Below are 1,734 nucleotides of genomic sequence, written 5' to 3'. Positions count from 1 at the left end.
GTGTAGGTGTAAGTTTCCCCCTGCGGGTTAATCACCTGCGTCAGTTGCAGCGTGTCGGCATCATAACGATACTGCCAGCGATGCCCCTCGCCGTCACGCCGGGCGACCGGCAGGTCAAACGGGCCGTATTCCACCTGCCATTCTACGCCGCGGGCATCGGTCCAGCAGGTTAAGTTGCCGTGGCGGTCATGGGTGAAGTGTTCCAGCTGGTTGTCCGGCCGGTCACTGACCGCCACCCGGTGATGACGGTCGTAACGCCAGCGCCACAGCGCCCCCGCCGCGGTCAGGCTGCGCAGCCGGTCCTGGCTGTCATAACCCAGACTGACGGTCCGGTTCTCTTCATCCAGCACCCGCACCAGCCGCTGATGCTTATCATATTCCTGTGTGCGGCAGTTGCCGTCCGGGTCTGTTTCGGCCGTCACCAGCCCGAAAGCATTGCGGGTCAGCGTGGTTTTCCGGCCGTCCGGCGCAATAAATCCGGCCGGCTGGCCCTGTTCATCATACCGGGGCAGCCAGGTGCGTTGCAGCGGGTCGGTCATGCCGGTCAGTTGCAGGCTGTCAGCCTCATAGCTGTACTGCCATACCGCGCCGGTGGCCTCCGTCAGCGAGGTTACCCGGCCGGTATCGGCCAGATAAGTCAGCGTCAGGGTTTCCCCTTCCGGTGATATCTGTCTGACCAGATGGCCCCAGCGGTCATAGTCATAACGGGTCACGCCGCCGCGCGGGGTGTGGATTTCAGTTATTAATTGCTGGTCGTTGTAATGCCAGGTGGTGGTGTGCCCCTGTGGGGTGGTGGAGCGGGTGATGCCGGGGGCATAATCCAGGTGAACCGGATAGTAGCCGCCGGCCCCCACGCTGTCGGTACAGCGCCCCTGTTTATCATAACGGTAATCCACCCAGGTCTGGTCGCCATCGGACCAGCGGCTTATCAGACCCTGCGCATTATATTCATAGTACAGATGAAAATGCTGGGCGCTGTCCGCTTCCGCCAGCCGGCCGTTATCATGGTAGTGATAACGGGCCATCACTTCCTGTAACCCTTCATCGGTACGGAGAATCTCTGTCAGTTGTCCGCGCCGATTATAAAGCAGCGTCAACTCCGGCCCGTCACTGTGGAGAACCTGTGTCAGTTGACCGTGCTCGTTATAGACAAACCGCAGCCGGTTGTCATACACGTCCCGGTGTTCCGTGAGCCGCCAGCGCTGTGTCCCTTCGGATGAGGCCGGGGAGGCCAGCGCAAAATACTTACAAACTGGTGAATCCCGGTGCCGGAGGATATAGCCCTGTTCTCCCCGGCTGAGGGTGAAATCCGGGTGGTCCGGGTTGACGCTGTGGGTATAAGCGGCCGGTAAGGCAAAGTAAAGCGATGCCCCTTCGGTGGTGCGGATTTCTACCCGGTCGCCGGTGGCAAGCGCGCATTCAGAGAAGCTGTCCGTCCAGCCCGGTCCCAGTAAGCCCTGTTCCCCCGGCGCCCAGCTGCGCAGAAATACCAGCGGCAGGGTCTGGCCGAGGGTGATATCGGTCCGCTGGTCAAACAGCTGGCCGGTAGTGACGTCAATCGGGTCGCCGGTAAAGAATTTTTTCGTCGCTTCCCGGTAACGTTTCACGCCCTGAGTTTCTTTGAAGGCGGTTTTGGCACAGCAGAAGGTTTTCCCCGATATCACTTTTCCGGCATGCCGGGCACCGGCAATCGCCCCGCTGACGGCCTTTTTACCGGCCTGTCGGGTAAACAGT

Annotated in this window: 1 protein-coding gene; it reads right to left on the bottom strand. The window is 60.7% G+C overall.

Going from position 1 to position 1,734, the window contains the following annotated elements:
• On the bottom strand, window positions 1-1,734 hold a 1,734-nt coding region (locus Phpb_RS18995; protein WP_240492620.1), incomplete at both ends, for a DUF6531 domain-containing protein.

This window comes from Photorhabdus namnaonensis (assembly GCF_001684335.1).
GTDB lineage: Bacteria > Pseudomonadota > Gammaproteobacteria > Enterobacterales > Enterobacteriaceae > Photorhabdus > Photorhabdus namnaonensis.
This window is presented reverse-complemented; position numbering and strand designations above follow the sequence as displayed.